General features: G+C 68.6%; 4 protein-coding genes, 6 tRNA genes and 2 pseudogenes. 2 read left to right on the top strand and 10 right to left on the bottom strand.

Features of this window, described 5'->3' with window-relative positions:
* Positions 1-19 precede the first annotated feature (19 nt).
* A tRNA-Met gene (locus tag ACFPMG_RS23065) sits at positions 20-96 on the top strand.
* A gap of 423 nt (positions 97-519) precedes the next feature.
* Here the strand turns inward: ACFPMG_RS23065 and ACFPMG_RS23060 are convergent.
* From ACFPMG_RS23060 to ACFPMG_RS23020, 9 genes and pseudogenes are all read right to left on the bottom strand, one after another.
* A pseudogene (locus ACFPMG_RS23060) lies at positions 520-1,500 on the bottom strand (IS3 family transposase); the annotation flags it as partial.
* Positions 1,413-2,744 carry an IS110 family RNA-guided transposase gene (locus tag ACFPMG_RS23055; RefSeq protein ID WP_465252035.1) on the bottom strand — a complete coding sequence of 444 codons (1,332 nt, stop codon included), beginning with the start codon at positions 2,742-2,744 and terminating at the stop codon, positions 1,413-1,415. The pseudogene ACFPMG_RS23060 and the gene ACFPMG_RS23055, both read right to left, overlap by 88 nt.
* A 362-nt stretch (positions 2,745-3,106) precedes the next feature.
* Positions 3,107-3,301: pseudogene (locus ACFPMG_RS23050) on the bottom strand (transposase); the annotation flags it as partial.
* A 27-nt stretch (positions 3,302-3,328) separates the two neighbouring features.
* Positions 3,329-3,484, bottom strand: coding sequence for a DUF6538 domain-containing protein (locus ACFPMG_RS23045; RefSeq protein WP_376997555.1), 156 nt, complete (start codon positions 3,482-3,484; stop codon positions 3,329-3,331).
* A 95-nt stretch (positions 3,485-3,579) separates the two neighbouring features.
* A tRNA-Gln gene (locus tag ACFPMG_RS23040) sits at positions 3,580-3,653 on the bottom strand.
* Between the two features lie 2 nt (positions 3,654-3,655).
* Positions 3,656-3,730 (bottom strand) — tRNA-Val (locus ACFPMG_RS23035).
* A 35-nt stretch (positions 3,731-3,765) separates the two neighbouring features.
* Positions 3,766-3,842 (bottom strand) — tRNA-Asp (locus tag ACFPMG_RS23030).
* A 99-nt stretch (positions 3,843-3,941) separates the two neighbouring features.
* A tRNA-Ala gene (locus ACFPMG_RS23025) sits at positions 3,942-4,017 on the bottom strand.
* Position 4,018: 1 nt separating this feature from the next.
* Positions 4,019-4,093: transfer RNA gene (locus ACFPMG_RS23020), tRNA-Thr, on the bottom strand.
* A gap of 177 nt (positions 4,094-4,270) precedes the next feature.
* Between ACFPMG_RS23020 and ACFPMG_RS23015 the strand changes: the two genes are divergently transcribed.
* Positions 4,271-5,605 (top strand): class I SAM-dependent methyltransferase, encoded by a 1,335-nt coding sequence (locus ACFPMG_RS23015; RefSeq protein WP_376997554.1) that lies wholly within the window; start codon positions 4,271-4,273, stop codon positions 5,603-5,605.
* A gap of 73 nt (positions 5,606-5,678) precedes the next feature.
* On the opposite strand, the gene ACFPMG_RS23010 is transcribed toward ACFPMG_RS23015, so the two are convergent.
* Positions 5,679-6,152 (bottom strand): RT0821/Lpp0805 family surface protein, encoded by a 474-nt coding sequence (locus ACFPMG_RS23010; protein ID WP_014197686.1) that lies wholly within the window; start codon positions 6,150-6,152, stop codon positions 5,679-5,681.
* Positions 6,153-6,351: the final 199 nt, after the last annotated feature.

Genomic DNA, 6,351 nt, shown 5'->3' with positions numbered 1-6,351 from the left:
TCCCTTCCCAAGGAACACCCGCGGGGTGGAGCAGCCCGGTAGCTCGTCAGGCTCATAACCTGAAGGTCGCAGGTTCAAATCCTGCCCCCGCAACCACCGACAGTTGACAGCCCGCCTCCAACGAGGCGGGCTGTCGGCGTTTCGGGTCCGCCTCTGCGCACGCCGCCAGGATTGCCAGCAAGTCGCCATGAAGCTGCGCCTCCAGCCCGGCGCCCGAGGGGCAGGGGGACAGCACGACGCGGTCGACCATGGACCGGATCATCTCCATAGCCGCCATCCCCTCGTCGCCATCACCGAGCACGGACTCGAGTTCCGCGATCTTCCGCCGGTACAGCTCCGGCAGGTTGGCCGGCAGCAGCATCTCCGGCGCCTCCGTCCCCAGGGCGCCGATCTCGGCGGCGAGCGTGGCACGCTCGGCCTCCAGGGCGGACAGCCGCTCCTTCAGGGACGGGCTGTACATCCCGTTCTCCACTGCCTCCAGGATCGATGTGATCTTGCCCCGGTTCGGTGGACACGGGTTCACGCGGATCGTAGCTCGGCCTGCTCGGGTGTGATGTACCCGATGGCCGAGTGGGCGCGCTGGCGATTGTAGTAGGTCTCGATGTAGGCGAACAACTCCCGGCGAGCCTGTTCGCGGGTCTCGAACCGGGTCCGGTGGACCAGTTCCACCTTGAGGGTGTGGAAGAAGCTCTCCATGGGCGCGTTGTCATAGCAGCAGCCCTTGCGCGACATCGACTGCCGCATGCCGGCCCCCTGCAGCAGGTCGCGGTAGTCTCGGGAGGCGTACTGGCTGCCGCGGTCGGAATGCTGGATGAGGCCCGTGGGTGGTCGCTGGCGCTGGATGGCCATGACCAGTGCCGATGTGGCGAGCTCGGCGCGCATATGGTCGCGCATGGCCCATCCCACCACCTTGCGGGTCGCCAGGTCGAGCACCGCCGCCAAGTATAGCCAGCCTTCACCGGTGGGCAGGTAGGTGATGTCGGCAAGCCAGACCCGGTTGGGCTCGGCCACCCGAAGCGCTTGGCCCAGCAGGTCGGGGGCGACCGGCAAGCCATGGCGGCTGTCCGTGGTGGCAGGCCGGAACCGGCGCGCGGCCGCGCCCCCGCTGCCGTGCCGGCGCATCAGCCGCGCTACCCGGCCCCGGCTGGCGGCGACGCCCTCTGCCCGTAGGGCGGCATGCACGCGCGGGCTGCCATAGCGGCCCTGGTGGCGCCCATGGACGCGCCGGACCTCGGCCAGAAGCTGCCGGTTGGCAGCGGCCCGGCCGCTTTCCGGCCGCCCACGCCACGCATAGTACCCGCTGGCGGACACCCCGAGCACCGTGCACATGAGCCGGACGGGAAACTCGTCCCGGTGGTCCTCGACGAAACGGAACCTCATCTCGGCGCTTCCGAGAAGATGCTGATGGCCTCCTAAGAAACTCCGACGGATTCGGCGCCTGCCTCCTGCAGGACGTAGCCCAGTGACTTGGCGCGACGCTGAAGGTTGGTGAGCACCCGGTTCCGATAACGCTCCGCGTAGTAGGCGGCGCTGGGATCGACGTAGTCCATGCCGTGGCGCAGGGCGTTGTAGAACAGCACCGCGATCTTCCGCGCTGTCGCGGTGACCGCCTTGGCCTTGCCGGCACGGGCCGACAGGCGCCGATAGAAGGCGCCCAGCGCGGTCTCGGTTCTACCCACCGTGGTCGCGGCGAGGCGCAGTAGCGCCGCCGCCCGGCTGCCCGAACGCCGGGTCCGCGACGACAGCACCTTGCCTCCGGAGATCTTGTTGCTCGGTGCCAGACACAGCCAGGAGGTAAAGTGCTTGGCGCTCGGCCACGCCGACAGGTCGGTGCCGCACTCGCCCACCAGCTTGAGCGCCAGGGAGGGGCCGAGCCCGTGGATCTGGGTGAGGTCCACGCCGAGGATTGCGTGCAACGCGACGCGGGCGTCGAAGGCCGGCGCGTTGGGCTGCTTGGTCGCATGCCGCGCCGGAGGCAGCTTGCCGACCGGCTTGGCCGCCACGGCCCGAAGCCGTTTGAGCACCGCCTCGATGCGGGTATCGCAGGCTGCGACCTTGTCCTGGTAGAGGTCGTAGAGTTCGAGCGACTGGGCCAGGGCGAAGACGTGCTCCTCGCGGTCGTTGCCGACCAGAGCCGCGCGGATCGTCTCTTCCGAGGCCCGGCAGCGCGGATCGCGGGATCCGGCCAGCACGTCAGGGTCGCGCTCACCGGCCACGATGGCCTGGATGATTCTCATGCCCGTGACGCCGGTGACGTCGGCCACCACATGGTGGAGCTGTAGGTTCATCTGGGTCAGCGCCTTCTGCACGTGCTGGATGTGGGCAGCGGCATAGCCGAGCAACCGCTCGCGGTGGCGCAGGAAGGCACGCAGGGCGGCGATCCCACCGGTTGGCCGGAAGCTGCCTCGCAGCAGACCGTACTCGTGCAGGCGACGTAGCCACTGGCCGTCGCTCACGTCGGTCTTGCGCCCGGGAACGTGTTTGGCATCGCGGGCGTTGACCAGCACGACCTCGAAGCCGTGCTGCTCGAGGATCTCGAACATGGGGACCCAGTAGACGCTGGTGGATTCCATGGCCACGGTGCGGACGCCGCAGCGTTCGAACCAATCGGCGAGACGGTGCAGGTCGCCGGTGACGGTGCCGAACGAGCGCACCGGTTCGGGGTCGCAGTCGGGCGGCACGGCGGCCATGTGCATGGTGGCGCCGATGTCGATCGCCGCCGCATGGGGGTGGATCGGGGCCATGTCCCGCGCCTTGCGGGACCGCTTCGTTCGCGTCATCGTGCGTCCTCCTGCTCGTCGGGCCAAGGAGGGGCTGGGGCATGCGAAGTCATCAATTTCCCAACCGGGATCACCGCGCGGGCGTCACCACTCTCAAGTCCGCACCGCCCCATGGGCCACGTTTTTTGACGGGGTCTTACGCCTCCAAAAACCAGACGGCCGCTCCCCTCCGCTGCCCATCATAGCGCGGCCCGTTTCTCCGCCCGCAGGCGGACCGAAGGCCCGCGATCGTTTTTTAAAATGTCGCGTTCCTGCCGGGCGCGCTCGAGCTCGCGCCGCAGCCGCGCGATCTCCGCCGCCTGCTCGTCCGGCGTGGCCGGCGTGGCGGCGCCGGGCACGGCTGGTGCGCCAGACCGCGAGCGCAGCGGCTGGCCTTGGGCCGCCCGGCGCCAGTTCCGCAGCACGGATGGCTGAAGGCCCAACTCCCGCGCCACATGCTCCAGGGGACGGCCGCTGCCGTCAAGCAGGGCAACGGCCTCACGCTTGAACTCGTCCGTGAAGGACCGCCTCATCTTCGTCATCAGACACCTTCCCGCTCCCATGGGAGCTTAACAGGGGTGTCCACCGAACCGGGGCAAGATCAACATCGACCTGACCACGGAGGTGCCTAACGAGATGTGTATTTCGCCCCGCCCCACGGCGCAACGCAGCGCGGCCGGAACGCGGCGACGAAAATGATAAATGGTCCCGCGAAGGACAAACACATGAGCCCCGTCGCAGGGGCGTGTGTAGCAGCAACGTGGAGCGTTGCTACACAGCCCGGTGTGGGGTGCCAATTTGTGTTGAAAAATCAGGGAGTTGGTTGGGGGACTAGGATTCGAACCTAGGCTGGCGGAGTCAGAGTCCGCTGTCCTACCGCTAGACGATCCCCCAAATGGTGGTCCCGACTGGGATTGAACCAGTGACCCCTACGATGTCAACGTAGTGCTCTCCCGCTGAGCTACAGGACCAAACCGCGAGATACTGAACCTAACCACAAGAAAAGTGGCGCGAGTGACGGGACTTGAACCCGCGGCCTCCGGCGTGACAGGCCGGCGCTCTAACCAACTGAGCTACACCCGCGTCGTAGGCGACCTTCTAAAGAACAAAGACCGCCGAAGCAAGCACTAAATTCAACCTTGCTCTACTTACTCAAGTCAACCAACCAACCGCCGAAGAAGTTGGTGGAGCCGAGGGGGATCGAACCCCTGACCTCCTCATTGCGAACGAGGCGCTCTCCCATCTGAGCTACGGCCCCATGGTGCTGCCAGAGAGGATTGAACTCTCGACCTCTCCCTTACCAAGGGAGTGCTCTACCACTGAGCTACGGCAGCGTCCGGCGGGAGCGGGTGAATAGCAATCCAGGCGGCCCCCTGTCAAAGGGAAAAATATCGAAGGGGGCATTTCTTTCTTTTCACCCCGGCGAGGGCCGCAGGCGGCGCTTGCATCCCGCCGCTTCCGCGGGGCATCTGTGCCCCATTCCGACCATGCCCGACCGACAGGTTTTCCCCGTGGATGAGGTTCTGACCGAGGCGCGCCGCCTGATCGCGGCGCGGCATTACCGGCAGGCGGTGCGCCTGCTGCGGGACACCGCGCCGGAGTCCGGCGGCTCCGCCGAACGCGACCGGGCCGAACGCGACCGGCTGACCGGCATGGCCGCTCTCGGCCGGCGCGACGCCGTGGCCGCCACCGCCGCCCTGCGCCGCGCCCTGGCGCGCACGCCGGAGCATGCGGAGACCCTTCACCATCTGGCCCAGGCCGTGCTGGCCGGCGGGGACCGCCTGCAAGCGGTGCGCTGGCTGGAGCGGGTCGCGGCGGTCGATCCCGCCTTTCCCGGCCTCCGCGAGGCGCTGGCCGGCGCCTACCGCCGCGACGCCCTCTATGAGGAGGCGCTGCGGGTGACCGGGGAAGCGCTGGCCGCCGGGAACCGGTCGGCGGACATCCTCTATGAGCGGGCGGTCAGCCTCGCCCATCTCGGCGACGCCGCGGGCGCGCTGGCCGTCTTCGACGAGCGGCTGGCCGACGACCCGGAGCACGCCGCCGCGTGGTTCGGCAGCCACGCCGCAGCGCTCGGCCTGAACGGGGTGGAGGACGCGCTGCGCCGCCTGCGCCGGGCTGCGGACTGTCCGGGGGCGGCGGGTAAATACTGGGGCTTCCTGTGCGCCTACCTGCTGCTGCTCGGCCGCGACGCGGAGGCCGAGGCGCTGTATGGCGAGAAGCTGGCCGGTCAGCCGAAGCGTCTGCCGCTGGTGGAGGCAGTGACGGCGATTCGCCCGCACTTGGCGCCGGATGTCCGGCTGTTCGGTGTCGGTGCGGAGCTGTTGCGCTTCGCGCTGGAGCGGGCGGAGCGGCCCGGTCTGGTCTTGGAGTTCGGCGTGCGCCGCGGCACCTCGCTGAACCAGATCGCCGCGGTGGCCGGGCAAACCGTGCACGGCTTCGATTCGTTCGAAGGGCTGCCGGAGGGCTGGGTGAACGCGCCGCGCGGCGTGCTCAGCACGGGCAAGAGCCTGCCGCCGGTGTGCGACAACGCGGTGCTGCACGCGGGCTGGTTCGAGGACACGCTGCCGCCCTTCCTGGCGGCCCACGGCGGCGCGGTGCGCTTCGTCAATGTGGACAGCGACATCTACTCGTCGGCGCGGACGGTGCTGACCGCCCTGGCGCCGCGCTTCCGGGCGGGGACGGTGCTGGTCTTCGACGAGTTCATCGGGAACCGGACGTGGCGCGAGGACGAGTACCGCGCCTTCATGGAATACGTGGCCGAGTCCGGTGCGGCCTGGGAGATCATCGCCGTCAGCCCGCACACCAAGCAGGTGGCGATCCGGCTTCTGGCAATTCCCGCGTCGTAACGGGGCTTCCGTCCCGGCCGTCGTTCCCGAGCAGGAGTGGGAACGACGGCCGGGACGGAAGCGTGCCCGGATGTTAGGAGACGATGCGCCAGCTGCCGTCCGGCTGCTGGCAGGCGGTGCCGTTGGCCCGCTCGGCCTTGCCGCCGACATAGACGGTCTGCTGGTACTCGCGGCAGTAGTTGCCGGAGTTGTCGCGGCCGTCGCGGATCGGGGTGATGGTGCCGCGGTTGCCCGATTCCGGGTTGTTCCACTGGATGGTCGAGCCCATCGGCGCGGCATAGGCCTGGGTGGCGGCGCGCTGGGCGTAGCCCTCGTCCGCGCGGTCGAGCGACTGGCCAAGCTCGCTGCCGAGATAGGCGCCGAGCAGCGTGCCCACACCGGTGGTGATGAGCTTGCCGGTGCCGCCGCCGAACTGCGAGCCGATCACGCCGCCGGCCGCCGCGCCGCCGAGCGCGCCGACCGTCTGCTTGGTCCCGATGCCGCTGCCGCCGCTCTGGCAGGCGGCGAGCGACAGGGCGACAAAGGCGGTTACAGCGATCTTCTTCATGGGGTCTCTGCCTCTTGGTTCCGTATAAGCCATCAACACGTAAGGCTTCGCTTTAATCCGGGGGAGCCTGCGCTTTGGTGCGTATGACTCCCGTTCAACCGCCTCTCCCGTCATAGGCGGTGCCGGATAGAAGCACGGACCCGGTGGCCCTCGCCTGTTATCAAAATGGCGCACAAATGTCCGGCCGGCCCCGCCATGC

Origin of the sequence: Azospirillum himalayense (assembly GCF_042657465.1) — a bacterium.
GTDB lineage: Bacteria > Pseudomonadota > Alphaproteobacteria > Azospirillales > Azospirillaceae > Azospirillum > Azospirillum himalayense.
The sequence above is the reverse complement of the archived record's forward strand: the minus strand, read 5'-3'. Positions and strand labels throughout refer to the sequence as shown.